The 26,701-nt window shown below is 58.7% G+C and carries 23 protein-coding genes; 4 read left to right on the top strand and 19 right to left on the bottom strand.

What is annotated here, in order from left to right; translation table 11 throughout:
- Positions 1–21: 21 nt before the first annotated feature.
- The 14 genes from ACLH0H_RS20790 to mtnA all read right to left on the bottom strand — a co-directional run bounded on the left by ACLH0H_RS20790 (position 22) and on the right by mtnA (position 17,417).
- Positions 22–1,260 (bottom strand): hypothetical protein, encoded by a 1,239-nt coding sequence (locus ACLH0H_RS20790; protein ID WP_411379440.1) that lies wholly within the window; start codon positions 1,258–1,260, stop codon positions 22–24.
- Positions 1,257–2,210 (bottom strand): glycosyltransferase family 2 protein, encoded by a 954-nt coding sequence (locus ACLH0H_RS20785; protein ID WP_411379439.1) that lies wholly within the window; start codon positions 2,208–2,210, stop codon positions 1,257–1,259. Before ACLH0H_RS20785 ends, ACLH0H_RS20790 begins: the two co-directional genes overlap by 4 nt.
- Positions 2,211–2,273: 63 nt before the next feature.
- Entirely contained in the window at positions 2,274–2,684 is a 411-nt protein-coding gene (locus ACLH0H_RS20780; protein ID WP_411379438.1) for a sugar 3,4-ketoisomerase, read from the bottom strand.
- Positions 2,685–3,834: 1,150 nt separating this feature from the next.
- Positions 3,835–4,080 (bottom strand): hypothetical protein, encoded by a 246-nt coding sequence (locus tag ACLH0H_RS20775; protein ID WP_411379437.1) that lies wholly within the window; start codon positions 4,078–4,080, stop codon positions 3,835–3,837.
- 24 nt (positions 4,081–4,104) lie between these two features.
- Positions 4,105–4,401 carry an integration host factor subunit beta gene (gene ihfB / locus ACLH0H_RS20770; protein WP_003189779.1) on the bottom strand — a complete coding sequence of 99 codons (297 nt, stop codon included), beginning with the start codon at positions 4,399–4,401 and terminating at the stop codon, positions 4,105–4,107.
- A gap of 133 nt (positions 4,402–4,534) precedes the next feature.
- The gene (locus tag ACLH0H_RS20765) at positions 4,535–4,819 is read right to left on the bottom strand and encodes a hypothetical protein (protein WP_411379436.1); all 285 of its coding nucleotides are present in this window, start codon (positions 4,817–4,819) and stop codon (positions 4,535–4,537) included.
- 156 nt (positions 4,820–4,975) lie between these two features.
- The gene (gene rpsA, locus ACLH0H_RS20760) at positions 4,976–6,667 is read right to left on the bottom strand and encodes a 30S ribosomal protein S1 (RefSeq protein ID WP_012722933.1); all 1,692 of its coding nucleotides are present in this window, start codon (positions 6,665–6,667) and stop codon (positions 4,976–4,978) included.
- Positions 6,668–6,786: 119 nt separating this feature from the next.
- The gene (gene cmk / locus ACLH0H_RS20755; protein WP_012722932.1) at positions 6,787–7,476 is read right to left on the bottom strand and encodes a (d)CMP kinase; all 690 of its coding nucleotides are present in this window, start codon (positions 7,474–7,476) and stop codon (positions 6,787–6,789) included.
- Entirely contained in the window at positions 7,473–9,683 is a 2,211-nt protein-coding gene (locus ACLH0H_RS20750; RefSeq protein ID WP_411382442.1) for a bifunctional prephenate dehydrogenase/3-phosphoshikimate 1-carboxyvinyltransferase, read from the bottom strand. The genes cmk and ACLH0H_RS20750 overlap by 4 nt, the downstream gene beginning before the upstream one ends.
- Before the next feature lie 28 nt (positions 9,684–9,711).
- Positions 9,712–10,824, bottom strand: a complete 1,113-nt coding sequence (gene hisC / locus ACLH0H_RS20745) for a histidinol-phosphate transaminase (protein ID WP_411379435.1) — start codon at positions 10,822–10,824, stop codon at positions 9,712–9,714.
- A gap of 9 nt (positions 10,825–10,833) precedes the next feature.
- Complete coding sequence (gene pheA / locus ACLH0H_RS20740) at positions 10,834–11,928, bottom strand: prephenate dehydratase (RefSeq protein WP_003172650.1); 1,095 nt, start codon at positions 11,926–11,928, stop codon at positions 10,834–10,836.
- Positions 11,928–13,013, bottom strand: coding sequence for a 3-phosphoserine/phosphohydroxythreonine transaminase (gene serC, locus ACLH0H_RS20735; protein WP_411379434.1), 1,086 nt, complete (start codon positions 13,011–13,013; stop codon positions 11,928–11,930). The genes pheA and serC overlap by 1 nt, the downstream gene beginning before the upstream one ends.
- Before the next feature lie 247 nt (positions 13,014–13,260).
- Positions 13,261–15,915, bottom strand: coding sequence for a DNA gyrase subunit A (gyrA, locus tag ACLH0H_RS20730; RefSeq protein ID WP_411379433.1), 2,655 nt, complete (start codon positions 15,913–15,915; stop codon positions 13,261–13,263).
- A gap of 425 nt (positions 15,916–16,340) precedes the next feature.
- Complete coding sequence (gene mtnA / locus ACLH0H_RS20725; protein ID WP_411379432.1) at positions 16,341–17,417, bottom strand: S-methyl-5-thioribose-1-phosphate isomerase; 1,077 nt, start codon at positions 17,415–17,417, stop codon at positions 16,341–16,343.
- A 108-nt stretch (positions 17,418–17,525) separates the two neighbouring features.
- Here mtnA and ACLH0H_RS20720 point away from each other — a divergent pair, with 108 nt between their 5' ends.
- From ACLH0H_RS20720 to ACLH0H_RS20705, 4 genes are all read left to right on the top strand, one after another.
- The gene (locus ACLH0H_RS20720) at positions 17,526–18,857 is read left to right on the top strand and encodes a TRZ/ATZ family hydrolase (RefSeq protein ID WP_411379431.1); all 1,332 of its coding nucleotides are present in this window, start codon (positions 17,526–17,528) and stop codon (positions 18,855–18,857) included.
- A 29-nt stretch (positions 18,858–18,886) separates the two neighbouring features.
- On the top strand, positions 18,887–19,585 hold the full coding sequence (gene ubiG, locus ACLH0H_RS20715; protein ID WP_411379430.1) for a bifunctional 2-polyprenyl-6-hydroxyphenol methylase/3-demethylubiquinol 3-O-methyltransferase UbiG: 699 nt from the start codon (positions 18,887–18,889) through the stop codon (positions 19,583–19,585).
- A gap of 4 nt (positions 19,586–19,589) precedes the next feature.
- Entirely contained in the window at positions 19,590–20,261 is a 672-nt protein-coding gene (mupP, locus tag ACLH0H_RS20710; protein ID WP_411379429.1) for an N-acetylmuramic acid 6-phosphate phosphatase MupP, read from the top strand.
- A 201-nt stretch (positions 20,262–20,462) separates the two neighbouring features.
- Entirely contained in the window at positions 20,463–21,203 is a 741-nt protein-coding gene (locus ACLH0H_RS20705) for a YciK family oxidoreductase (RefSeq protein WP_411379428.1), read from the top strand.
- 228 nt (positions 21,204–21,431) lie between these two features.
- Here ACLH0H_RS20705 and ACLH0H_RS20700 read toward each other — a convergent pair whose 3' ends face one another.
- The 5 genes from ACLH0H_RS20700 to ACLH0H_RS20680 are packed head-to-tail and all read right to left on the bottom strand — an operon-like array spanning position 21,432 to position 26,701.
- Positions 21,432–22,946, bottom strand: coding sequence for an ABC transporter substrate-binding protein (locus tag ACLH0H_RS20700; RefSeq protein ID WP_411379427.1), 1,515 nt, complete (start codon positions 22,944–22,946; stop codon positions 21,432–21,434).
- A gap of 32 nt (positions 22,947–22,978) precedes the next feature.
- Complete coding sequence (locus ACLH0H_RS20695) at positions 22,979–23,950, bottom strand: ABC transporter ATP-binding protein (RefSeq protein WP_411379426.1); 972 nt, start codon at positions 23,948–23,950, stop codon at positions 22,979–22,981.
- Complete coding sequence (locus ACLH0H_RS20690; protein ID WP_411379425.1) at positions 23,947–24,903, bottom strand: ABC transporter ATP-binding protein; 957 nt, start codon at positions 24,901–24,903, stop codon at positions 23,947–23,949. The genes ACLH0H_RS20695 and ACLH0H_RS20690 overlap by 4 nt, the downstream gene beginning before the upstream one ends.
- Positions 24,900–25,757 carry an ABC transporter permease gene (locus ACLH0H_RS20685; protein WP_186692563.1) on the bottom strand — a complete coding sequence of 286 codons (858 nt, stop codon included), beginning with the start codon at positions 25,755–25,757 and terminating at the stop codon, positions 24,900–24,902. Before ACLH0H_RS20685 ends, ACLH0H_RS20690 begins: the two co-directional genes overlap by 4 nt.
- Positions 25,754–26,701, bottom strand: coding sequence for an ABC transporter permease (locus ACLH0H_RS20680; RefSeq protein ID WP_307386157.1), 948 nt, complete (start codon positions 26,699–26,701; stop codon positions 25,754–25,756). The genes ACLH0H_RS20685 and ACLH0H_RS20680 overlap by 4 nt, the downstream gene beginning before the upstream one ends.

The following is a 26,701-nucleotide window of genomic DNA, read 5'->3' as shown; positions in this document are numbered from 1 at the left end:
CCTCCAAATCTAATTCTATAATCAGTTGATGTTCTTGGGGGCTAACAGATACCAGCCTAATACGGCATAGAAAATCCCACCAAGAACAGGCTGATACTGCATCCCGGACGCAAAAGGCATGTTAGCCAAAAAAATCAGGAAAAACCATAGACAAGCGCGATGCAGGTCTTGGTTTGCCAAATCTTGACGAATATAACGGAGGCATTTGTGAACTGCGTAACCTACCGAGACCATGGCAATCAACAGGTAAGGAATTCCGCCAATGAAGAGATAGTCAAGAAGTGCATTGTGAGACATAGGCAATTCTTCATTCCCGAATACCCCCGCACCGCCGGCTAGACCCACTCCAAATATCATCGAATAAGGCCCATGGTAGTCAAAGACGACGGAAGGCAAACCCCATAAACGCGACAGTATACTCTCGGAAAAAGAGTAATCCGTGTAGCTGTTACTTGCCTCTCCAGTTCTGAAGACATTATTGACCACAGATACCGCGTAACTAACGTCTAGGCTATACAACAGCGCAACGAATCCGGTTAGCAGTATTCCGATCAAAACGACAAAACCCAGTTTGCCCTTTTTCAAGAAATACCAAAACACCAATCCAGCGAAAATAACCAAATTAATAACTGCCGCTTTTTGCAGCGACAACAACATACCCATTGCCAACGCCGCAAGCACAACGCACTTTAATAAATTTTGCCTTATAAGAAAAAACGCGAAGGGCAATGCGAGCCCTCCAGACACACCTAATATAGTCAAGCTTCCAGCAAGAGAGGAATAACGGACAAGGCCGTCCCGAGTTGATGCCTCAGCGAACCAGCTGACAGCACCAAATTTTATTTGATACAATACTGAAGCACCGCACAACATCGAAAACCAGATATAAGATTTTAAAATCTTCGAAAACCGGTCAATGTTCAAAAACACCAATGCCAACACTAATAACGGCAACACAAACAAAAAGCGTGCGACAGATACGGCTGTAAAATATTCGGGATAACGAACCAACGAAATGATGGGTATAACCAAAAGGGAGTACCAAACCATAAAAGAAATAAGCAACAACCCATTAGGGTCGAGCTTTGAAAAAGCTGCACGAGATATAGCAAATAAATCAACACACAGAACTAAAAAAAACACGACAAGCGGATAAACAGAAAAAAGCCCGCGCAGCATATGAAACATATAAAATATAAAAACTACGCAACCACAAAAAAACATTATGTCGCTGCGTCCAAACACTAGCGCACGCTTCATAATAAACCCAGCCGGCTTAAAACTTTCTTCAGACTATATTTCACCTTCTGCAGCGCGCTTGCACCAAGGGGAATAAAGGAAAATAAATACGCCATTATGTATATAGGTCTTGTATCCAATCTAACAGCACGCTTCAAATTAGCTCTGGCCTGTTTCTTTTTGCCCACAGCTATATTTCGAAACGCCTCGCCTGCAAGAAAACGCGCTAGGCCGACATTACAAGCATTCATGAGCTGGGAATTTTTGCTATATTTTTTCTTCACATATTCGATAACTTCCTCAAACTCATGAAGGTATCTAGAAAGATCTTTCCCGTTATTAGTTCCGTATTTTCGGTATCTGCACCAAACACCTGGCAACTTCACCACTTTTCCTGCCAAAGATACTTCTATCTGAAAAAGCCAGTCACTAATATATTTAACATTTGTTTTATAGATATCCTTAGGCACCATGCTAGACCTAGACATGATGCTCATAGACCCATCAATACCCATTTTCGTAATTATATCAATGGTATTATTTGTTTCGTCTGCAAGTGTACTGCTCGTATACCCCAGTACCGTATTAGTATCAGAGTTAAAAATCTCCACCGAATGGTAGCTTATCGCCACATCATGATTACGTTCCATAAACTCAACTTGCATTGACAACTTTCCAGGCAACATTACATCGTCACCCGCGAATAAAACTACATACTTTCCGTCGCACAACTGAAGCGCCTGATGACAATTATCTGTAATTCCCAAGTTAACTTCATTCAGCAACAAAATCATGTTTTTATACTTAGCAGCGTATTCTTTCAGAATTTCTTGACCACCATCCGTTGATGCGTCATCTGAAACAACCACCTCAAAATTCTCATAATCTTGGCTAAATATAGAGTCTAGACACTCACGGAGATAGTCTTTGGAATTATATACTGGCACCATTACGCTAATTTTTGCAGTCACCGCTTTCTCCGCAACCAATTATTTATCTGCACTGCTAGAACGAAATTCCACTTGTAACGCTTTTTAAATACGCGTTATCTTAGCCAACTCAACAAATTGCTTATAGTCTCTAATATAGTCCAACTCATCATAATGATCGCTAGCCAGCACAAGCAATACGCAGTGCGGGCTGAAATCGTGCATTTCATGCCAAGCCATTTCATCGATTACTATACCCTTCTTAGGGCAATCCAGAATAACCTCTTCGCGATGAGCGCCGTCATCCAGTATCATCCGACAACTTCCCGCAACACATATAGCAACCTGTTTTAATTCACGATGAGCATGAAACCCTCTACTTACCCCTTCTGCAGTGCCATAGATATAATAAACACGCTTGATATCAAACGGTATAATTTTCCCGTGCTCAATAGCGACCAAGCTGCCTCGATGATCCCCTAATACCTGAAAATCGATCCACCGAACTAGACTCATATCCACACCTGAAATCGAAAAAGTTTATTTTAAATACCGCGATACCTGAGCTCAAAACGGGAATCCCATTCCGGTTTACGCCTCACTGCCCTGGGAGCTAGTCTTAATTTAGCACAATATCTTTAACAAAAACCACAACCAACTGGCTTTGGACCACACCTGACAGCAGACGAGCTTTGACCAGGAAAAATGAGTGATTGGCGCGCTACCGGCCTTTAGCCAGCAAACAAAGCGCCCAGCGACCATGGGAATTGCTCATTTCTTGCAGAGCTAACAAATTCCGAGTTTTGAGCACTTGCTTACCCGCCACCATAAGCTTATTTTTGGTACCAACACCACATTTTGATAGGTCTTCGCACAGAGACTGACCACCGCTCGAAAACCTATATTCTCCTGTCATCGAAGACATTTTTCCGCGATAGTTTTAAACAGCAACAGCTCTTTATAAACTCTTGAATTACATCATCGTTAAAATCACTTTTTTTCATAAACATCACATGAGCACTATTAAAACCGTATGTTTTGTAGATAAAGTTATTGTGAAGATCTATAGTTTTCAATCCTACCAAAAGCACAGCCTTACGAGGCATCTGTTTTCAATGCCAAGTTACTCTATTACTCCTTATACATTGAACAACCTTAATGATCGCGTGCTGATTTATCCACCACGAGCAGGCCGTCATCATTTTTTTGGATTGCTAATTAATAAGTCATTTAACACAGCAGAACATAATTATCTGACCTGAGGAGCACCTGTAAGCCACTACCTAATTGCAAAACGGATTGCGGTGAGTGCAAATTGAAAATTTGCACAAAACGACAAATAATCACAAGTAGGGTAGCTGCGGAGCTTATTACTAATAATCTACCTCAGCTCCGACGAGAAACGGCGAGCTCATCATGCACTAGATAGTATGGGCATTATTTCAATTATATAACTTGCAAATCGAGCATTTATGCGAGAGGTCGAGTGCATGAAAATGCTGTTGTGAAGAATATACCGACTATATGCATTTCTTTGAGATATTTCGGCTTTCTATAAGGTCTAGATGCAAAGATGTTGCGGTTAGCTCAGCGAAAATCGTTAACAGCTACCACCAGGTAGCTTTTTAAAAAGAGACTCCGCGAAACGCTCTCGAAGCGCGCGCAACTATTCGCGCACGCCGACAGCAGCTCCATCGCGTCCCTTTCGGGTTACTAATATACCCAATAAAGGTCCTATCAACATTCCAACAATCAACCCTGCGCCCACAAACACCGACACGGGCATCTGCCCAGTCGTCCAACCTAGAAATGAAAGCGAAACGACCTGTTGGTTTTCTAGCACAAACGCCGAAACCACAAAGGCAACAATTAGCACAGCCGACACTGTCACAACGCGCTTAACCCCACGCATAACCTTCTCCTACCCCAAAAACACTCAGACGCCTTCTTCCTCTTCTTCGTTCACCCGGTCGCGCAATTCCTTGCCCGGTTTGAAGTGAGGCACGAACTTGCCGTCGAGACTAACGGATTGTCCGGTCTTAGGGTTACGGCCGACTCGCGGCGCACGATAGTGCAGCGAAAAACTCCCAAACCCCCGGATCTCAATCCGGTCTCCAGTCGCTAAACACTGGGACATTTGTTCAAGCATGGTCTTGATAGCCAGCTCTACATCCTTGGATGAGAGCAGCCCTTGATGGGTGACAATTCGTTCGATCAACTCCGACTTCGTCATATTTTTCCCTTCTTTTTCAAGCAGCTAGGAAAAGCGCTTCGAAGGTTTTAGCATGACTTGACGAATTTGAACAGCCCACGCGATAACTTATCCATAGGCATAGGTGGCGTCCTGCTATGGGCGCATTCCGCTCTCAATTGCAGATTACCAACATCGTCCGCGTTACCGCGCCGGCGGGGTTCCAACCGAACAAGTAGTCGCCCTCTTCATCCTTGGCGTCGCTGGACCTGGTGATGACCTTGTAGCCCTGCATCTTGCACTCTCGGGCGGCGCGCTTCTCGCACTTCTCCCATTTGTTGCCCAGGCCCGAGCAGTCGATCTCGATGCCGCTGGCGCCGCGCTTGACGTGAGTCTTGGCGCTGGTGGTGGAGCAGCCTGCAATCATTACCAACGCAAGTATTACAATCAGCCTGTTCATCCAAATCCTTAATGAAGCCCAATAGGGAAGAGTCTTTTAAAACTATAGCCAATTCCGACATCAAGCTGTGTGTCTTGGTTCTAGCGCGTTGATTCAGGAAATTTCAGGCGAAAAAAAGGGCGACCGAAGTCGCCCTTTTTTATGGTTTGACAGAACTTAGTTCTGTTTTTCCATTTGTGCACGCAACAGGTCGCCCAGAGTGGTAGGACCAGCGGCGATGCTATCCGAAGGCTTGTCTTTCAAGCTTTGGATGGCTTCTTTCTCTTCAGCATCGTCTTTCGACTTGATGGAGAGCTGGATTACACGGCTCTTGCGGTCAACGCTGATGATCTTGGCTTCTACTTCCTGGCCTTCTTTCAGTACGTTGCGCGCGTCTTCAACGCGGTCACGGCTGATTTCGGAGGCTTTCAGAGTCGCTTCGATATCGTCGGCCAGGGTGATGATGGCGCCTTTAGCGTCAACTTCTTTCACGATGCCCTTAACGATTGCGCCTTTGTCGTTGTCCTGAACGTATTCAGAGAACGGGTCGCTTTCCAGCTGCTTGATACCCAGGGAGATACGCTCGCGCTCTGGGTCAACCGACAGGATAACGGTGTCCAGCTCGTCGCCCTTCTTGAAACGACGAACAGCTTCTTCGCCCACTTCGTTCCAGGAGATGTCGGACAGGTGAACCAGGCCGTCGATGCCGCCGTCCAGACCAATGAAGATACCGAAATCGGTGATCGACTTGATGGTGCCGGAGATCTTATCGCCCTTGTTGAACTGGCCAGAGAAATCTTCCCATGGGTTAGATTTGCACTGCTTGATGCCCAAGGAGATACGACGACGCTCTTCGTCGATGTCAAGAACCATAACTTCCACTTCGTCGCCGACTTGTACGACTTTCGAAGGGTGGATGTTCTTGTTGGTCCAGTCCATTTCGGAAACGTGTACCAGGCCTTCAACGCCTTCTTCCAGCTCAGCGAAGCAGCCGTAGTCGGTCAGGTTGGTAACACGCGCGGTCACGCGGGTGCTTTCTGGGTAACGGGCTTTGATAGCGACCCATGGATCTTCACCCAGTTGCTTCAGGCCCAGGGAAACACGGTTGCGTTCGCGATCGTATTTCAGAACCTTGACATCGATCTCGTCGCCAACGTTGACGATTTCGGAAGGATGCTTGATACGCTTCCAAGCCATGTCGGTAATGTGCAGCAGGCCATCGACGCCACCCAGATCGACGAATGCGCCGTAATCGGTGAGGTTCTTGACGATACCTTTGACTTGTTGGCCTTCCTGCAGGGATTCCAGCAGAGCTTCACGCTCGGCGGAGTTCTCTGCTTCCAGGACGCTGCGACGGGAAACGACAACGTTGTTGCGCTTCTGGTCGAGCTTGATGACTTTGAATTCGAGTTCCTTGCCTTCCAGGTGCGTGGTGTCGCGCACAGGACGAACGTCGACCAAAGAACCTGGCAGGAACGCACGGATGCCGTTAACGTCGACAGTGAAGCCGCCTTTAACCTTACCGTTGATAACGCCCTTGACCACTTCTTCAGCTGCGAAGGCTGCTTCGAGAACAATCCAGCATTCAGCGCGCTTGGCTTTTTCACGGGACAGCTTGGTTTCACCGAAACCGTCTTCAACCGAGTCCAGAGCAACGTGAACTTCGTCACCGACATTGATTGTCAGATCACCAGCATCGTTGTAGAACTGTTCCAGCGGGATCAGAGCTTCAGACTTCAGACCAGCGTGAACGGTTACCCAGCGAGCTTGGTAATCGATATCAACGATAACACCGGTGATGATGGAGCCTGCCTGAAGGTTCAGGGTTTTTAGGCTTTCTTCAAAGAGTTCCGCAAAGCTTTCGCTCATTTTAATTCCTGTTGATAAGGGCGGAGAATACGCCCATCTCCACACCCCAGACGGTATGGGTCAGTTTCAATTAAAAGAAGCACCACAGGACTATGACTGGTCCCCTGCGGACTTCTTGGTCACCCGGCGATATCGCGAATGGCGATCTCGCTCATGATGCGTTCCAGCACCTGCTCGATGGACAACTCCGTGGAATCCAGCTGGATCGCATCAGCCGCCGGCTTGAGCGGGGCTACTGCGCGCTGGGTATCACGCTCATCGCGTGCACGGATCTCATCTAGCAGACTCGACAGACTAACACCATCGACTTTGCCCTTCAACTGCAAGTAGCGGCGGCGCGCCCGCTCCTCGGCGCTGGCGGTGAGGAAAATCTTCAGCGGCGCCTCGGGAAACACCACGGTGCCCATGTCGCGGCCATCGGCCACCAGGCCCGGCGGTTCCTGGAATGCGCGCTGGCGTTGCAGCAAGGCGTCGCGCACCGCCGGCAGCGCGGCGACTTGGGAGGCCCAGGAGCCGACTTGCTCGTTGCGCAGGTCATCGGTCACATCGTCCCCTTCGAGGATGATGCGCTGGGGATGACCTTCCGTCGCGCCAACGAACTGCACGTCGAGGTGCGCCGCCAGCAGCTTCAGGGATTCTTCGTTGGTCAGGTCGACGCCGTGGTTACGCGCCGCAAACGCCAGCAAACGGTACAGCGCGCCGGAATCCAGCAGGCACCAGCCCAGGCGCTTGGCAAGGATGCCGGCGATCGTGCCTTTGCCCGAGCCGCTTGGCCCGTCGATGGTAATCACCGGTGCTTTGATATTCACAATTGAGCCTCTTGGGCAACACGGATGCCGACTTGGGCACACAGTGTAAGAAAATTCGGAAAAGACGTAGCAACATTGGCGCAGTCATGGATACGAATCGGCGCCGCCGCCCGCAGAGAAGCCACGCTGAAGGCCATGGCGATGCGGTGATCACTCTGGGCATGCACGTCACCGCCGCCCATCAGGCCGCCGTCAATGATAATCCCATCGGGCGTCGGTTCACACTTGACCCCCAATGCCAGCAGACCATCGGCCATCACCTGGATACGGTCGGATTCCTTCACGCGCAGCTCTTGAGCCCCGCGCAATACGGTCCGGCCTTCGGCACAGGCCGCCGCGACGAACAGCACCGGGAATTCATCGATGGCCAGCGGCACCAACGCCTCGGGAATATCAATGCCCTTCAACGCCGCAGCGCGCACGCGCAGGTCTGCCACGGGCTCGCCGCCGACTTCGCGTGGGTTTTGCAGGGTGATATCCGCGCCCATCAGGCGCAGGATGTCGATCACCCCGGTTCGTGTCGGATTGACGCCCACGTGCTCCAGCAACAGCTCGGAGCCCTCCGCAATCGAAGCCGCCACCAGAAAGAACGCCGCCGAGGAAATATCTCCCGGCACTTCTATATGGGTCGCCGTCAATGCATGGCCCGAGGCCAGCGAAGCCGTCGCGCCCTCCACCGCGACCGGGTAGCCGAAGCCGCGCAACATGCGCTCGGTATGGTCACGGGTCGGAGCCGGCTCGGTCACCGATGTCTTGCCATCGGCGTAGAGCCCCGCCAGCAACAGGCTGGATTTGACCTGGGCGCTGGCCATCGGCATCGCGTAAGCCAAGCCTTTCAGCGACTGGCCACCGCGAATGCTCAGCGGCGGGCGCCCGTCCGGCCCGGTCTCGATCACCGCGCCCATGTCCCGTAGCGGCTTGGCTACGCGATTCATCGGGCGCTTGGACAAGGAGGCATCGCCGGTCAAGACGCTGTCGAAACGCTGCGCCGCCAGCAGGCCGGACAACAGGCGCATGGAGGTGCCGGAGTTACCCAGGTAAATCGGCCCCGGCGCCGCCTTCAAGCCATGCAAACCCACGCCATGAATGGTCACGCGCCCATGGTGCGGGCCTTCGATCACCACGCCCATGTCGCGGAACGCCTGCAAGGTCGCCAAGGCGTCTTCGCCTTCAAGGAAACCTTCGACTTCGGTCACGCCGTCGGCCAACGAACCGAGCATGATCGACCGATGGGAGATCGACTTGTCGCCCGGCACCCGAATGCGCCCGCTCAAGCGGCCACCCGGGTTGGCGAGGAAGGTCAGGTCATCGGCGTTCACAGCGGTTTCCATGTAGGCCCGGCGTGCCAGGATCTTGCTGAAATGTTCACGTGCCACCCGCGCTCGGGTGAACACGCCCAATAATTGATGGCCATCTCCGGCATCGACCGCGTCGCGCAAGGCGTCGAGGTCGCTGCGAAAGGTGTCCAGGGTGCGTAACACCGCTTCGCGATTGGCGAGGAAGATGTCGTGCCACATCACCGGGTCGCTGCCGGCGATCCGCGTGAAATCGCGGAAGCCACCGGCGGCATAACGGAAAATCTCAAGGTTCTCGTTGCGCTTGGCCAACGAATCCACCAGGCCAAACGCCAGCAAATGCGGCAGGTGGCTGGTCGCCGCCAGCACTTCGTCGTGGCGCTCGACCTGCATGTGCTCGACATCCGCGCCCAGTTCACGCCACAGACGGTCCACCACCGCCAGCGCGGCAGGGTCGGTTTGCGCAAGCGGCGTGAGGATGACCTTGTGCCGACGGAACAGCTGCGCATTGGACGCCTCTACCCCGCTCTGCTCGGAACCGGCAATCGGATGGCCCGGCACAAAGCGCGCCGGCATGCCACCAAAGGCCTGTTGCGCCGCACGCACCACATTGCCCTTGGCACTGCCGACGTCCGTGAGGATCGCCTGGCCCAAATCCATGCCGGCCAATACGGCGAGCAATTTCTCCATGGCCAGGATCGGCACCGCGAGCTGGATCACGTCAGCGCCCCGGCACGCACGCGCCAGGTCCGCCTCACAGCGGTCCACCACGCCCAGCTCAACCGCCAGCGCGCGCGAGCGCGGGTCCAGGTCCACGCCGACCACTTCGCCGCACAGCCCGCTCTCGCGCAGGCCTTTGGCGAAGGAGCCGCCGATCAACCCCAGGCCGACCACCACCAGGCGACCGATCATAGGCACAGCAGGTTGCAATGCAGTGACATCAACCACGAGCCAGAACCTTGGCCAGCGCCTCCAGGAAGCGGCTGTTTTCACCCGGCAGGCCGATGGTGATGCGCAGGTGGTTCGGCATGCCGTAGTTGGCTACCGGGCGCACGATCACGCCTTCGCGCAGCAACCCCTGGAATACCGGGGCGGCCACCTGGCCAAGGTCGACGCAAATGAAGTTGCCCTTGGACGGAATCCAGCCCAGGCCCAACGCACGGAAACCTTCCTGCAACTGCAGCATGCCGCTTTCGTTGATGCGCCGGCCTTCTTCCAGGTACTCGGCATCTTTCACCGCCGCACAGGCCGCCGCCAGGGCGAGGCTGTTGACGTTGAACGGTTGGCGTACGCGGTTCAGCACATCGGCGACAATGGCGGTAGACAGGCCGTAGCCGACCCGCAGCGACGCCAGGCCGTAAGCCTTGGAAAACGTGCGCGAGACCAGCAGGTTCGGGTAAGCCGCCAGGAAATCCAAGCCGTCCGGCAGGTCGCTGCCTTCGGCGTACTCGATGTAGGCTTCGTCCAGCACCACCAGCACATGCTCCGGCACGTCCTGCAGGAAGTCGTCCAGCGCCTGCGCGTCGAACCAGGTCCCGGTCGGGTTGTTCGGGTTGGCGATGAACACCACGCGGGTCTGTGCGTCGATGGCCGCCAGCATCGCCGGCAGGTCGTGGCCCCATTCCTTCGCGGGAATGACGCGCGCATCGGCGCCGACGGCCTGGGTCACGATCGGATAGACCGCAAACGCGTGCTCGCTGAACACCGCGTTCAAGCCCGGCGCCAGGTAGGCACGGCCGACCAGCTCAAGGATGTCGTTGGAACCGTTGCCCAGGGTCACCTGGTTCAGCTCGACCCGGCACTTTTGCGCCAACAGCGACTTGAGGGCAAAACCGTTGCCATCGGGGTAGCGCGTCAGCTCGGCCAGCTCTGCATGAATCGCCGCCAATACTTTAGGGCTCGGGCCCAGCGGGTTCTCGTTACTCGCCAGCTTGATGATCTTCGCCGGGTCCAGATTCAGCTCACGCGCCAGCTCGTCCACGGGCTTGCCCGGAACGTAAGGCAACAGTTGTTGCACGCCCGGCTGCGCCAGGGCGAGGAAGTTGCCACTCATGTTAAAGCCTCACAAAACCGCTTTCGGGTAAGAGCCCAGCACCTTGAGTGCCACGGCTTCCTGACTGATTTTTTCGAGCACGCCCTTGACCAGCGGGTCGCGGTGATGGCCGATGAAGTCGATAAAGAACACGTAGGTCCATTTACCGCTGCGCGAAGGACGGGTCTCGATGCGCGTCAGGTCAATCCCGTTGTCGTGGAACGGCACCAGCAACTCATGCAGTGCGCCGGGCTTGTTGCTCATGGAGACGATGATCGAGGTCTTGTCGTCGCCGGTCGGCGGCACTTCCTGGCTGCCGATCATCAAGAAGCGCGTGGAGTTGTCCGGACGGTCCTCGATTTTCTCGGCCAGGCGCGTCAGGCCATACAGGCCCGCCGCCATGTCACCGGCAATGGCCGCCGAGTTCCACTCACCCTTGACCCGCTTGGCCGCCTCGGCGTTGCTGGACACCGCCACGCGCTCGACATTCGGGTAATGCGCGTCCAGCCACTTACGGCACTGGGCCAGTGACTGCGCGTGGGAGTAGATGCGGCTGATGCTGTCGGTCTTGGTGTTCTCGCCCACCAGCAGGTGGTGGTGGATACGCAGCTCGACTTCGCCGCAGATCACCATGTCGTGTTCCAGGAAGCTGTCCAGCGTGTGGTTGACCGCGCCTTCGGTGGAGTTTTCCACCGGCACCACGCCAAAATTCACCGCACCGGCCGCCACTTCACGGAAGACTTCGTCGATGGCGGCCATCGGTTTGCTGATCACCGCGTGGCCGAAGTGCTTCATGGCCGCCGCTTGAGTGAAGGTGCCTTCAGGGCCGAGGTACGCCACTTTCAGCGGCTGCTCCAGCGCCAGGCACGAGGACATGATTTCGCGAAACAATCGCGCCATCTCTTCGTTGCCCAGCGGGCCCTTGTTGCGCTCCATCACGCGCTTGAGCACTTGTGCTTCGCGCTCGGGACGGTAGAACACCGGCACTTCGCCTTCGGCCAGGGAAGCCATTTTGACGCGTGCCACTTCCTGGGCGCACCGCGCGCGCTCACTGATCAGCTCCAGGACTTTCTCGTCCAGGCTGTCAATGCGTACGCGCAGGGCCTTGAGTTCTTGTTCGGACATTAGCCATGTTCCTTTTCGAACTCTGCCATGTAGGAAACCAGCGCATTGATCGCGTTGATGTCGACAGCGTTATAGATGGAGGCGCGCATGCCACCGACCGAACGGTGACCCTTGAGATTCAGCAGGCCGCGCTCGTCGGCGCCGGCGAGGAACGGCTTGTCGAGGCGGTCGTCCGCCAGGCGGAACGGCACATTCATCCACGAGCGGTCGCTGAGATTGATCGGGTTGCTGTACAGGCCGCTGGCGTCGATGAAGTCGTACAGGGTGCGCTTCTTCACTTCGTTGAGCTTGCCCATGGCGGCGACACCGCCCTGCTCCTTCAGCCATTCGAACACCAGGCCGGACAGGTACCAGGCGAACGCCGGGGGAGTGTTGTACATCGAGCCGTTATCGGCCGCAACCTTGTAGTTGAGCATGGTCGGGCACAGCGAACGGGCGCGGCCGAGCAGGTCTTCACGGATGATGTTGACCAGAATGCCGCTCGGGCCGATGTTTTTCTGTGCGCCGGCGTAGATCATGCCGTACTTGGACACGTCGATCGGGCGCGACAGGATGTCCGAGGACATGTCGCACACCAGCGGGACGTCGCCCACTTGCGGCACCCAGTCGAATTGCAGGCCGCCGATGGTTTCGTTCGCGACGTAGTGCACGTAGGCCGCGTCCTTGGACAGCTTCCACTCGTTCTGGCCGGGAATAGCGAAATAGTCGTAAGGCTTGGCGGTGCCCGCCACATTGATGTGACCGTAACGCGAGGCCTCTTCAATGGCCTTCTGCCCCCAGATACCGGTGTCGATGTAGTCGGCCGTGCCGCCTTCGGGTAGCAGGTTCAGCGGGATCTGCGCAAACTGCTGGCTGGCGCCGCCCTGCAGGAACAACACTTTGTAGTTGGAGGGGATGCCCAGCAAGTCGCGCAGGTCCTGCTCGGCCTTGGTGGCGATGGACACGAACTCATCGCTGCGATGGCTCATTTCCATCACGGAGAGGCCTTTTCCATGCCAGTCGAGGAGTTCACCCTGCGCACGCTGCAGGACTGCTTCAGGAAGCGCCGCGGGACCGGCACAGAAGTTATAGGCTCTCTTGCTCACATCCAATCTCACTTTGATTTGGTGGTAGTCACGCAAACATATATCAGCCGACACCCGATTCCGTGTGGGAGCGGCGGTGCGACGATTCGACTTGCTCGCGAAGGCGGTGGGTCAGTCGAATGTGTATTGACTGACACTCCGCCTTCGCGAGCAAGCCCGCTCCCACATGGAATCTCCATTGCTGTCGATATTTCCGTCCGGACAAACAACAAGGGGGCGAATCTTCATCCGCCCCCTGTGTGTCCGCTTATTCCTGCGGTTCTTCTTCGTCTGCGGCTGCATCGAGGGTTGGCTCGTCGACGTTGTCATCGCCGGTTGCGATCACCTCACCTTCAAAGTCCTCGCCTTCGAGCTCTTCGCCTTCGACTTCCGATGGCTCCTGCACACGCTCCAGACCCACCAGTTTTTCGTCCTTGGCCAGCTTGATCAAGGTGACGCCCTGGGTGTTACGGCCCAGGCTCGACACTTCGGCGACACGGGTACGCACCAGGGTGCCCTGGTCGGAAATCAGCATGATTTCCTCGCCGTCGAGCACTTGGACCGCGCCGACCAGACGGCCGTTGCGGTCGTTGCTGACCATGGCGATCACGCCCTGGCCGCCACGCTTGTACTCCGGGAACTCGCTGATGGCCGTGCGCTTGCCATAACCACGCTCGGACGCGGTGAGGATCTGGCTGCCTTCTTCCGGGATCAGCATCGAAATCAGCTTCTGCCCTTCCGGCAGGCGCATGCCGCGCACCCCGCGGGCGGTACGGCCCATGGCGCGAACGTCGGATTCCTTGAAGCGCGTGACCTTGCCGCCGTCTGAGAACAGCATGACTTCACGCTCGCCATCGGTGATCGCGGCGGAGATCAGCACGTCGCCTTCATCCAGCTCCAGGGCGATCAGGCCCACGCTGCGTTGACGGCTGAAGGATTCCAGCGGGGTCTTCTTCACGGTGCCCTTGGCGGTGGCCATGAAGATGAAGTGACCTTCGGTGTACTCCTCGACCGGCAGCATAGTGGTGATGTATTCATCACTGTCCAGCGGCAGCAGGTTGACCAGTGGGCGACCACGGGCGGCGCGGGACGCTTCCGGAATTTCGTAGGTCTTGAGCCAGTACACCTTGCCCTTGCTGGAGAACAGCAGCAGCGTGGTGTGGCTGTTGGCGACCAGCAGGTGAGCGATGTAGTCCTCGTCCTTCACGCCGGTAGCCGATTTACCTTTACCACCACGGCGCTGGGCCTGGTACGCCGCCAGCGGCTGGGTCTTGGCGTAGCCACCGTGGGAGATGGTCACCACGCGCTCTTCTTCCGGGATCATGTCGCCCAGGGTCAGGTCGAGGCGCGCATCGAGGATTTCGGTGCGGCGCACGTCGCCGTATTCGGCGCGGATCACTTCCAGTTCTTCGCGGATCACTTCCATCAGGCGCACGGCGCTGTTGAGGATGCGGATCAGCTCGCCGATCTGGTTGAGGATCTCCTGGTACTCGGCCAGCAGCTTCTCGTGCTCCAGACCGGTCAGACGGTGCAGGCGCAGTTCCAGGATGGCCTGTGCCTGTTCCGGCGACAGGAAATACTTGCCGTCACGCAGGCCGTATTGCGGGTCCAGGGTCTCGGGGCGGCAGGAGTCGGCGCCGGCGCGTTCAACCATCGCCACTACGGCGCTGGATTCCCACGGCATCTTGATCAGCGCTTCTTTAGCTTCCGACGGTGTCGGCGAGGCCTTGATCAGGGCGATCACCGGGTCAATGTTCGACAGCGCAACCGCCTGGCCTTCCAGGATGTGGCCACGTTCGCGGGCCTTGCGCAGTTCGAACACAGTACGGCGGGTGACCACTTCGCGGCGGTGACGCACGAAGGCTTCCAGCAGGTCCTTGAGGTTCAGGATGCGTGGGCGGCCGTCGATCAGGGCAACCACGTTGATACCAAACACGCTTTGCAGCTGGGTTTGGGCGTAGAGGTTGTTGAGGATCACCTCGGGCACTTCGCCACGACGCAGCTCGATCACCACGCGCATACCGTCTTTGTCGGACTCGTCGCGCAGTTCGGTGATGCCTTCGAGCTTCTTCTCTTTAACCAGCTCGGCGATCTTCTCGATCAGACGCGCCTTGTTCAGCTGGTACGGAAGCTCGGTGATGACGATCTGCTGGCGGCCACCGACCTTGTCGATGTCTTCGATGATCGAGCGGGCGCGCATGTAGATGCGGCCGCGACCGGTGCGGTAGGCTTCGATGATGCCGGCACGGCCGTTGATGATCGCGGCGGTCGGGAAGTCCGGGCCGGGAATGTATTGCATCAGCTCGTCGACGGTCAGCTCTGGGTTGTCGATGAGGGCCAGGCAACCGTCGATGACTTCACCGAGGTTGTGCGGCGGGATGTTGGTCGCCATGCCCACGGCGATACCGCTGGAACCGTTGACCAGCAGGTTGGGAATACGGGTGGGCATGACGGCCGGGATCATTTCGGTGCCGTCGTAGTTCGGCACCCAGTCCACGGTTTCTTTGTGCAGGTCGGCCAGCAGCTCGTGCGCCAGCTTGGTCATGCGCACTTCGGTGTATCGCATGGCCGCGGCGTTGTCGCCGTCGACCGAACCGAAGTTGCCTTGGCCGTCTACCAGCAGGTAGCGCAGGGAAAACGGCTGGGCCATCCGAACGATGGTGTCGTACACCGCAGTGTCGCCGTGAGGGTGATACTTACCGATCACGTCACCGACAACACGGGCAGATTTCTTGTACGGCTTGTTCCAGTCGTTACCCAGCTCGCTCATCGCGAACAGCACACGCCGGTGCACGGGCTTCAAGCCGTCGCGCGCATCAGGCAGTGCCCGACCGACGATGACGCTCATCGCGTAGTCGAGGTAGGACTGTTTCAGCTCGTCTTCGATATTGACCGGGAGGATTTCTTTGGCCAGTTCGCCCATGAGAAGCCTGATTCCTTTTTCGGGTGAAACCTCGTCACATCCATTCGGGACGAACGAAGCTCGCCGTTGCCGGCAGAGTGCCTGACAACGACTTACGACAAATCAACGAGTTATGACACGGATCTGCACGTTATAGGCCACCCCTCGGGGCGGCCCTGGAAACCGCCGGATGTTATCACAATCGCCGCCACGCACCTATCCCCCTGATGCGCATGGAGGCTAGTAATTTGACCGGTGACAGGCTTGAGAGGGACTAGAGGGGCTCAGAGGTGGGGTGGTGCTGTTTTTGGAGGGTAAATCGAAGAGATTTATTGACTTATAGGACCATTCGCGAGCAAGCCCGCTCCCACATTTGGATTTGTGAACCCATTCAAAATGTGGGAGCGGGCTTGCTCGCGAATGCAATCTGACAGGCGCCAGGGATCTCAATGCAACCGCTTACGGCACATCAACTTGGCCAACTTGGCCGTATCCGGCCGTTCGACAACCCCCTTCTCCGTCACGATCACATCGATCAGATCCGCCGGCGTCACGTCGAATACCGGGTTGTACGCACTCACATCCGCCGCGAAACGCTGGCCGGCGACTTCCAGCAGCTCGCCGGCATCGCGCTCTTCCAGGGCGACATCATCGCCAGTGGCCATCATCAGGTCCAGGGTCGAACTCGGCGCCACCACCATGAACCGCACGCCGTGGTGCATGGCGCACACCGCCAGTTGATAGGTGCCGATCTTGCCGATCACATCGCCATTGGCGGCAATGCAATCGGCGCCGACGATTACCCAGGTCACGCCCTTGGTCTTGAGGATATGCGCACCGGCCGAGTCGGCATTCACCGTCACCGGGATGCCATCGCCCGCCAGCTCCCAGGCGGTCAGGCGCGAGCCTTGCAGCCAGGGCCGGGTTTCATTGGCATACACCTGTTCGACCATGCCTTCCAGGTAGGCCGCGCGGATCACCCCGAGCGCCGTGCCGACACCGCCGGTCGCCAGGGCGCCTGCATTGCCGTGGGTGAGGATCGCCTGGGCATTGCCTTGGTGCTTGCGGATCAGCTCGACACCCAACTGGGCCATGGTGAGGTTGGCTTCGCGATCACTCTCGTGGATCGCAATCGCCTCGGCCTCCAGCACCGCCAACGGATCGGCGTGCTTCTTGACGCGGTCGAGGCGTTCGCGCATGCGCTTCAACGCCCAGAACAGGTTCGACGCGGTCGGTCGTGTATCGGCCAGCAATGCGTAGTCTTCTTCCCACGCAGCCTGCCAGTCACCGCCTTCGACAATGCGTTCGCGCGCGGCCAGCACCAGGCCATACGCAGCGCTGATGCCAATGGCCGGCGCACCGCGCACCACCATCGAACGGATCGCGGCGGCCACCTCGTCGACCGTCACGCAGGCCACCCAGCTTTCGCGGGACGGCAAGGCACGCTGATCGAGCAGGTACAGCGCGCCATCACGCCAATCGATGGCTTTCACTTTCTCCGCTGCCAACAGTCGATCGCGCATCCGTTACTCCGCACTCATGAACAAAGCCGCCGATTATAGCGATCCGCCAGCCTGGACGCTCGGGTATACTTCGCTCTTCTTTTATAGCTGCCTGGGAAGAAGCCCGCGATGACTGCCACTGCCGCCCCGCTCGACTTATTGTTGCTGCCAACCTGGCTGGTACCTGTCGAACCCGCCGGCGTGGTGCTCAAGGAACACGGCCTGGGCATCCGCGATGGGCGCATCGCCTTTATCGGGCCACGGGCCGCGGCCTTGAAGCTTTCGGCCGTTGAGGTGCGCGAACTGCCCGGCATGCTGCTCAGCCCCGGTTTGATCAACGCCCACGGGCACGCGGCGATGAGCCTGTTTCGCGGCCTGGCCGACGACTTGCCGCTGATGACCTGGCTGGAAAAACACATTTGGCCCGCCGAGGCCAAATGGGTCGATGCAGCCTTCGTGCGCGACGGCACCGACCTGGCCATCGCCGAACAGCTCAAGGGCGGCATCACCTGCTTTTCGGACATGTACTTCTACCCCAAGGTCGCCAGCGACTGCGTGCACAACAGTGGCATGCGCGCGCAGATCGCGATTCCGATCCTCGACTTCCCGATTCCCGGCGCCGGCAGCGCCGATGAGGCGATCCGCCAAGGCATCGAGCTGTTCGGCGACCTCAAGCACCACTCGCGCATCAAAATCACCTTCGGCCCCCACGCGCCCTACACGGTGTGCGACGCCAACCTGGAGAAAATCCGGGTGATCGCCGAAGAGCTGGACGCCGCGATCCATATGCACGTGCATGAAACCGCCTTCGAAGTGCAGCAAGCCGTCGAGCAGACCGGCGAGCGCCCACTGGCGCGCCTGGGGCGCCTGGGCCTGCTGGGCCCGCGCTTCCAGGCCGTTCATATGACCCAAATCAGCGAGGATGACCTGGCTTTGCTGGTAGAAAGTAACACCAGCGTCATCCACTGCCCCGAATCGAACCTTAAATTGGCCAGCGGCTTCTGCCCGGTTGAACGCCTGTGGCAGGCTGGCGTCAATGTGGCTATAGGCACCGACGGCGCCGCCAGCAACAACGACCTCGACCTGCTGGGCGAAACCCGCACCGCCGCGATGCTGGCCAAGGCCGTTGCAGGCTCGGCCACGGCGCTGGACGCCCATCGCGCGCTGCGCATGGCGACCCTCAATGGCGCGCGGGCCATGGGCCTGGAAGGCGAGATCGGCTCGCTGGAAGTCGGCAAGGCCGCAGATATCGTCGCCTTCGATCTGTCGGGGCTGGCGCAGCAACCGATCTACGATCCGGTTTCGCAGCTTATCTATGCCACCGGTCGCGATTGCGTGAAACACCTTTGGGTCGCCGGCAAGCAATTGCTCGACGACCGACGATTGACCCGCATGGATGAAGCACAGTTGACCGCCAAGGCCATTGCCTGGGGACAACGCATCAGCGGGCACAGCGAATAAACCGAATTATCAGCTTTAGAGGATTCACCATGAGCAACGTCGACCACGCCGAAATCGCCAAGTTCGAAGCCCTGGCCCATCGCTGGTGGGACCGCGAAAGCGAGTTCAAGCCCCTGCACGACATCAACCCGCTGCGGGTGAACTGGATTGACGAACGCGTCAACCTGGCCGGCAAGAAAGTGCTGGACGTGGGGTGCGGCGGCGGCATCCTCAGCGAAGCCATGGCCCTGCGCGGCGCCACCGTGATGGGGATCGACATGGGCGAAGCGCCATTGGCCGTGGCCCGGCTGCACCAGCTGGAATCCGGCGTGAGCGTGGAATACCGCCAGATCACCGCCGAAGCCCTGGCTGAAGAGATGCCCGGGCAGTTCGACGTGGTCACCTGCCTTGAGATGCTGGAACACGTGCCGGACCCGTCCTCGGTGATCCATGCGTGCTTTCAAATGGTCAAGCCGGGCGGTCAGGTGTTCTTCTCCACCATCAACCGCAACCCCAAGGCCTACCTGTTCGCGATCATCGGCGCCGAATACATCATGAAGCTGCTGCCCCGCGGCACCCATGACTTCAAGAAATTCATCCGCCCATCCGAGCTGGGCGCCTGGAGCCGCCAGGCCGGGCTGACCGTCAAGGACATCATCGGCTTGACCTACAACCCGCTGACCAAGCACTACAAATTGGCCAATGACGTTGACGTCAACTACATGATCCAGACCCTGCGCGAGGAGTAAGCCTGTGAAGTTGCGAGCGGTTCTCTTCGACATGGACGGTACCCTGCTGGACACCGCGCCGGACTTTATCGCCATCTGCCAGGCGATGCGCGCCGACCGCGGCCTGCCGCCGGTCAACCCCGAGCACGTCCGTGACGAAATCTCCGGCGGTGCGCGGGCGATGGTTGCGGTGACTTTCCAGATGGACCCTGAATCCCCAGGCTTTGAAGAACTGCGCCAGGAATTCCTCGAGCGCTACCTCAAGGGCTGCGCGGTCCACAGCAGGCTTTTCGACGGGATGGCCGAACTACTGGAAGACATCGAGAAAGCCAACCTGATCTGGGGCGTGGTCACCAACAAGCCGCTGCGGTTTGCCGAACCGATCATGCAGCAACTGGGCCTGGCTGAGCGCTCAGCCGTGCTGATCTGCCCGGACCATGTGAAAAACAGCAAGCCGGACCCGGAGCCTATGGTCCTCGCATGCAAGCTGCTCAACCTCGACCCTGCCAGCGTACTGTTCGTGGGGGATGACCTGCGCGATATCGAGTCCGGCCGCGACGCCGGGACGCGCACGGCGGCGGTGACTTACGGCTATATCCACCCGGACGACAACCCGCGCCATTGGGGCGCCGATGTGGTGGTGGATCACCCGCTGGAATTGCGCAAGGTGCTGGATAACGCGCTGTGCAGTTGCTGATGGGCCACCGCCCTCACTGATTAATGAAGATCAAAATGTGGGAGCGGCGGTGCGACGATTCGACTTGCTCGCGAATGCGGTGGGTCAGTCAATACATGTGTTAGCTGACCCGCCGCTTTCGCGAGCAAGCCCGCTCCCACAGGGGATCTTCACTGGTATCAAGTTTGGTGCTGGCAACCTGAATTTTTGTCGAGGCTATTTATGTTTGATTACTGCGCACCTCCAGATCTGCTCAAAGGCCGGGTGATCCTGGTGACCGGCGCCGGGCGCGGGATTGGCGCGGCGGCGGCGAAAATCTACGCCGCCCATGGTGCCACCGTGCTGTTGCTGGGCAAGACCGAGGCCAACCTGGCCCAGGTGTATGACCAGATCGAAGCCGCGGGCCAGCCGCAACCGGTGGTGATTCCGTTTAACCTGGAGACCGCCCTGCCCCATCAATACGATGAGCTGGCGGCGATGATCGAGAAAGAATTCGGCCACCTCGACGGCCTGTTGCACAACGCTTCCATCATCGGCCCACGCACGCCGATCGAGCAGTTGTCCGGCGAAAACTTCATGCGCGTGATGCACGTGAACGTCAACGCGATGTTCATGCTGACCAGCACCTTGCTGCCGCTGCTCAAGCTGTCGCAGGATGCGTCGGTGGTGTTCACCTCCAGCAGCGTCGGGCGCAAGGGCCGGGCGTATTGGGGGGCTTACGGGGTGTCGAAGTTTGCTACCGAAGGCCTGATGCAGACCCTGGCCGATGAGCTCGAAGACGTGGCGGCGGTGCGCGCCAACAGCATCAACCCCGGCGGCACACGCACCAGCATGCGGGCCCAGGCGTATCCAGGGGAAAACCCGATGGAACGGCCTGCACCGGAGGAGATCATGCCGGTGTATTTGTACCTGATGGGGCCGGACAGTACTGGCATCAATGGACAGGCGTTTGATGCGCAGTAGCTGACCCGCCGCAGAACCCGATGTGGGAGCGGGCTTGCTCGCGAAGGCAGGTTGTAGTGAGCGGGCTTGTCGAATCGTCGCACCGCCCGCGCTGGGCTGCGAAGCGGCCCCAATAAGGACACCGCCGACCTCCAGGCAGAACCGAGTCGGCTGGTTTGGGGCTGCTTCGCAGCCAACGCGGGGCAAGCCCGCTCGCCACAGGTCTTGTCCCACATTGGGTTTGAAGGCTTAGTTTTTCACCACTTCCTCAAGGGTGAAACGCCCCAGCGGGTTTTGCAGGAAGTTGCTCACATTCTTGCGTGAGATGTTGATGTACGGGCTGTAGTACAAGTCGATCCAGTTCACGTCCTGTTTCGCCAGTTTCTGCAGCTCGACATACATTTGCTCACGCTTGGCCGGGTCGGCCTCGATCCGTGCGGCGGCCACCAGGTCCTTGACCTTGTCGTTCTTGTAACGGGTCATGTAGTTCTGGTTGGTGTCGTGGCCCAGTACGAAGGTGGTCTTCTGGTCCGGGTCGAGGATGTCGTTGGTCCAGTACATCACCGAAATATCGTACTCACCGTCCACCAGCATCTGCCAGCTCTGGGTCGGGTCGACCTTTTGCAGGTTGGCGGTCACCCCGACCTTCGCCAGTTGGTCCTTGATGATCACCGCGATCTGCTCGTCGGCCTCGTTGCCGGCGTTGACCACGTAGTTGAGCTTCAAGTCCTTGGCGCCGGCCTGCTCGAGTAGCTTCTTGGCGGCGGTCGGGTCATACGGGCGTTGCAGGTTGTTGGCGTAGTGGTACAGCGAGCCTTTCGGGATGTAGGAATACGCCACGGTGCCCTGACCGTAAGTGGCGGTCTTGACCAGCGATTGTTTGTCGATGGCCATGTCCAGCGCCTGGCGCACTTGCGGCTTGGCCAGCAGCCCGTGTGCGTGGTTGATCAGCAGGTGATCTTCACGGGTGGACGGGTCGGCGTGGATCACCACGTTCTTGTCTTTTTTCAGCTCTTCAACCCGCGAAAAAGGTACGAAGATCGCGGTGTCCAGCTCGTTGTTCTGCACCATGCGCATGCGCGTATTGTCATCGGTGACGGACACCCACTCCACGCCGTCCAGGCTCACCTGCTTGGCCTGCCAGAAGTTCGGGTTCTTCTTGAGGATGACGCGATCGCCCTTGCGCCATTCGTCCACGGTAAACGCGCCGGAAGTCACCGGGTTTTCCGAGTAGGCGTCTTCGCCCATCTTGGTCATGGCTTTTTCCGACAGGATCGACACTGTTGGCGACGCCAGTTGCGAGAGGAAGGCGACGGCCGGGGTCTTCAGCGTGACCACCAGGGTCTTCGGGTCCGATGCCGTGGCGGTGTTGATCAGGTTGAACGGGTCGGCCCACAGCGAGGCCTTGTTATCGCGGATGCGCAACAGGCTGAACGCCGCATCGTCAGCGGTGATCGGCGAGCCGTCGGAGAACTTGGCATCACGCAGCTTGAAGGTGTACGTCAGGCCGTCCTTGGAAATGTCCCAGCTTTCGGCCAGGCCGGGTTCCATCTTGGTCCCCAGGTTGTCCACGCGCACCAGGGTGTCGTAGACGTTGGCGAACACCCAGGTGTCGCGGTTCTGCGCGCTTTTGATCGGGTCGAACGTGGTGCTGTCTTCACGGCAGCCGATGGTGAGTACACCAGCGGCCTGTGCCAGTCCCGCGCTCAGGGACCAGGCGGTCAACGTAGCGGCGGCGAGCAACTTCAAGTGGCGCGATTGCATATCACAACTCCTTGTTAATGAATGGCAGAGGGTCAAAGCAAAGGTTCTTCAAGCACGCAACTGTATCGATGCTCGTGCAGGAAATGGGTCGGCGGCAATACCACGGAACACATTGCGCGGGCGTGCCGGCAGCGCGGGTGAAAGGCGCAGCCCGTAGGCAAATTCAGTGGGCTTGGTGGTTCGCCCGGCAAAGGCTGCGTAGGCAACGGCCGATGCGGATCGATCTCGGGGATCGCCTGGATCAACGCCGCCGTATAGGGATGGCGCGGGGCGGTGAAGACCGCTTCCACCGGCCCCTCCTCGACGATCTTGCCCAAGTACATCACCGCCACGCGGTCGCACAGCCTGCGTACGATGGCCAGGTCATGGGCGATAAACAGGATCGCCAGGTTCATGCGCTGTTGCAGTTCCAGCAGCAGGTTGATGATCTGGCCCTGGATCGACACGTCCAGCGCCGCCACGCACTCATCGGCGATGATCAGCCGTGGCTCCACCGCCAGTGCCCGGGCGATGCCGACGCGCTGGCACTGGCCGCCGCTGAGGGAGCCGGGTTTACGGCTGGCCAATTCGGGGCGCAGGCCGACCAGGTCGAGCAATTCATTGACGCGGGCGGGAATCAGCGCGGGCGCGACCTTGCGCTGCACGCGCAGCACTTCGGCAAGGGTTTCGCCGATGGTCAGGCGCGGGTTCAGCGCGGCGTAAGGGTCCTGGAAAATCATTGCGGTTTCATGCCGCAATCGGGTGATGTCGATGGCGCTGCCGTGCGCCATGTCGACGCCATCGAACAACACTTGGCCGGCACTGATCGGGTTGAGGTGCAAGACCGCCCGGCCCAGCGTGCTCTTGCCACTGCCGGACTCACCGACCAACCCCAGGGTTTCACCCGCCGCCAGGTCCAGGGACACGCCATTCACCGCCCTCACCCACTGCTTGTTCAAGCCGAACACGCCGCTGCCGGACGCGGCAAACTTCACTTCGAGGTCCTTGATCTGCAACAGGCTCATGGCTGCGCTCCCAAAGGGTAATGACAGGCCACCCGCGAGCCTTGCGGCAGCGCTTCGGTGCACAAAGCGCCGACCTGCGGGCAACGCGGGTTGAACCGGCAGCCGCTGGGCAGCGCGTCCAGCAACGGCGGTTGCCCGGGGATGGTGCGCAACAGGGCATGACCGCTGCTGTGGGCGGGCTGGCAATCGATCAGGCCCGCGGTGTAAGGATGCTGCGGATGGGCCAGCAGCTCATATTTGCTGCCGTGCTCGCACAGGCGCCCGGCATACATCACGGCGATGGCATCGCAGGTTTGCGCGACCACGCCGAGGTCGTGGGTAATCATGATGATCGACAGGCCGCGTTGGTCACGCAGCTCCAGCAACAGCCGCAGGATTTGCGCCTGCACCGTCACATCCAGGGCCGTGGTCGGCTCGTCGGCGATCAGCACCTTGGGGTTGCAGCCCAGGGCCACGGCGATCATCGCCCGTTGGCGCATGCCGCCGGAAAACTCGTGGGGGTAGTTGTCGACCCGCGCCTGGGGATCGGGAATGCCAACCTGGCGCAGCACGTCGATTGCCTGCAACCGCGCGTCTTTTTTCGACGCGCCCTGGTGCAGGCGAATGCCCTCGGCGATCTGCTCGCCGATGCGCATCAGCGGGTCGAGATGGCTGCTGGGGTTCTGGAAGATCATGCCCAATTGCCCGCCGCGCACGGCGCGCATGCCGGCTTCATCGAGTTGCAGCAAGTCCTGGCCGGCCAGCCGAACCGCGCCACCTTGCACGCGCAAATGGGGCGATGGCAGCAGGCGCATCAGGCCGCGACAGGCCATGGTCTTGCCGGAGCCGCTCTCGCCCACCAACCCGAGTATCTCGCCTTCGGCCAGGTCGAAGGACACGCGGTCCACCAGCGTGAGATCACGCCCGGCGTTGTTGGCGATCACACTGAGGTCACGTACTTGCAGCAGGCTCATGAGCGATCCCCCAATACTTGGGCCACACCGTCGGCCAGCAGGCTGAACCCCATGGCCAGGGTCACGATGGCCAAGCCCGGAAAGGTGCAGATCCACCAGGCGGTGGTGATAAACGCTTGCCCTTCGGCGACCATCGTTCCCCATTCGGCCGTCGGCGGTTGCACGCCCAGGCCCAGATAGCTCACGGCGGCGCCATTGAGCAGCACCAGCACCGCGTCAGACATGGAAAACACAATCGAGCCGAACATCGCATTGGGCAGCAAGTGCCGGAACAGGATGCGCCCGTGGCCAAACCCCAGGCTCTTGGCGGCCAGGGCAAAGTCGCTCTCCTTGAGCACCAGGATCTGCGAGCGGATCAGCCGCGCGTACGACACCCAGCCCACCAGCGCCATGGCGATATAGAAACTCTGCAAGCCCGGCCCGAGGATCGCCATGATCGCCAGCATCAGCACCAGGAACGGAAACGCCAGGATCACATCGATCACGCGCATGCAGACACTGTCGAAACGCCCGCCGATATACCCGGACACCGCGCCAATAAAGGTGCCGATCATGAACGGAAAAATCACCCCGACGATGGCCAGTTGCAGGTCGATGCGGGCGCCCCAAATCACCCTCGAAAGGATGTCCCTGCCGTAGTTGTCCGTGCCAAATGGATGAGCAAGGCCGGGGCCGAGCAAACTGGCGTCGGTGTTTTGCGCAATCGGGTCATAGGGCGCGATCCACGGCGCAAATACGGCAAGCGCCAACCACGCCAGCAAGATCAACAGGCCCCACGCAGCGGTCAGGCGGCCGTTGCGAAAACCGAAGCGCAGGCGCAAGCGCCACGGGGCAATCATCGGACGGCTGCTCATTGCATCTTCACTCGCGGGTCGAGGGCCACCGTCACCACGTCGGCGATAAAGTTGACCACCACCGTCGCGCAGGCCAGCACCATGGCCACGCCCTGCACCACCATGTAGTCGCGGGTAAAAATGCCGCGCACCAGCAGTTGGCCGATGCCGGGAATGGCGAACAGGCTTTCGATCACCACCGTGCCGCTGATCAGCCAGCCGATATTCACCGCCAGCAGGTTGACCGCCGGGACCAATGAATTGGGCAACACATGACGGCGAAACACGGCGGCTTCCGACAGCCCACGCGCGCGAGCGGCGGTGACGTGGTCGGCCTGTAATTCCATCAACATGCTCGCGCGCAGGTTGCGCACCAGCACCGCCGACAGCGCCAGGGCGATGGTGAGGCACGGCAGCACCATATGGTGCGCCTTGTCCAGCCAGGTGCGGCCGTAACCGGAAACCGGAAACAGGCCCCACTGCACGCTCAGCAGCAGGATCAGCATCAAGCCCAGCCAGAACGCCGGCATGCCCAGGCCGACCGTGGTAAACACACGGATCAGGTTATCGGCCCAGCCGCCCTTGTTGCGAGCGGCCACGGTCGCCAGCGGCACCGCGATCAGCAGCGCCAGCACCACGCTGCCCAGCACCAATACCAGGGTGGGCTCGATGCGGGTGACGATCAGCTTGAGGGCGTCGACCTTGTACAACAGCGATTGGCCGAGGTCGCCCTTGAGCAGGTTTTTCAGGAAGTAAAAATATTGCAGCCACAACGGCTGGTCGAGGCCGTACTGAGCGCGGATTTTCAGCAAGGCATCCGGCGTGCTGCGCGAGCCGAGCAGCGCCCGGGCCGGGTCGCCGGGGATCGAGCGTACCAGCACGAAGGTGATCAGGCTGATGCCTAGCAGCACCGGCAGCAATTGCAGCGGTCGGGACAGCACAAAACGATAGCGCGCCAGGTTCAT

It is taken from the genome of Pseudomonas sp. MPB26 (genome assembly GCF_046605355.1).
GTDB lineage: Bacteria > Pseudomonadota > Gammaproteobacteria > Pseudomonadales > Pseudomonadaceae > Aquipseudomonas > Aquipseudomonas cedrina.
The sequence above is the reverse complement of the archived record's forward strand: the minus strand, read 5'-3'. Positions and strand labels throughout refer to the sequence as shown.